The organism is Oleiphilus sp. HI0117 (assembly GCF_001635235.1).
Genome location: NZ_LWGA01001237.1, coordinates 1 through 1,162, shown reverse-complemented (window position 1 = coordinate 1,162; position 1,162 = coordinate 1). Strand labels below are relative to the sequence as shown.

The 1,162-nt window shown below is 41.2% G+C and carries 1 protein-coding gene; it reads right to left on the bottom strand.

The genetic code is table 11. The features are described from left to right. Nucleotides 1-944: hypothetical protein (locus A3757_RS21505; RefSeq protein ID WP_068740264.1), on the bottom strand; the 944-nt coding region annotated here is incomplete at its 3' end. Nucleotides 945-1,162 lie beyond the last annotated feature (218 nt).

Here is a 1,162-nt window from a genome sequence, read left to right as displayed (position 1 = left end):
TAATCGTGAAAAAAGTCATGCGCTGCGACAGCATCCGGGTCAGCTAAATCGTATGAACCATCAACAACATTAATCTTATCCATATATGGATGTGTAATTTTCGCTATTTGAAGAGTAAGCCCACCGCTTGTTGGTAGATTGCTAGATCCATCTACCCCGATGTATAAGGGCTGGAACGTGTGACCTAAAGCCAACTCCATTTGGAAGTTGGACATTTTAATGCTAGATGAGCAACCTTGATTAATTTGCTCACAAGTACTTACCTCAATGGAGGGAGAATAAAAGTTAAGACGAAACTCTGCTGCCATACGCTCTTCCCCGTCATCGCCCCACAAGCGCAAGTAAGACCCGTCAAACACGGCACTTTCAACATTGATGTTTAAATTGCTTGCAAGAGCACCATCATTAATTTCAAGTTCTAAGCCAAGATCTGGCCTCTCCCCATTTACCCATTCAGCAGATGAAGGTCTACTAGAACACTCCCCACCTGCAGCACCAGTCAAACAGTCATAACCTTGAGCAGTATCTAAAACCTTCCTAGGTGCCGCAAATTCAAGTACCGCCTCTCCGGGTAAGCCAATATCAGGGTCATCACCATTTAATAAATCAATTTCGTATGGGTTAGTTAGCCTACCTAGATTTACACCCTCTAGAGTCTCCCCATAATTACTACCTGCACGCGCGATATACATTTGATTAACGTTGATTACAACGTCTTCTCCAGCACTGTTAGTTACACCACTAATCCTGAATACCTTGCCTTCGCTTGGATTATGGCCGTGACTGAAAATAAAGTCATCCATCACTAAACCGATGCCTTGGCCATCGACCTCAGATAAATCACTGTCAGATAGCGACTGCATTTCTGCATATATCTTCGTACTACTAGCCATCATTAGCGATAGAAATAACAAAGCAATTTTGTTGTTTGTAGATGCATTCATAGTTGAAATCAGCGTCCTGATTTATTAGAAGTTAGGGAAGTATACCCAATAATTAATTAAATCATGTCTTGCGAGTCAAAACTTTACAGTCGTTCACAAATCAAACAACAAGATAAGAACCTGCTCACATAATTAAAACGAAAGTGAGTTACTTACAATACTTTCTTCCAGGCAATAAAAAACCCCAGTAGGACGACCTACTGGGGTTTCTAATAGAA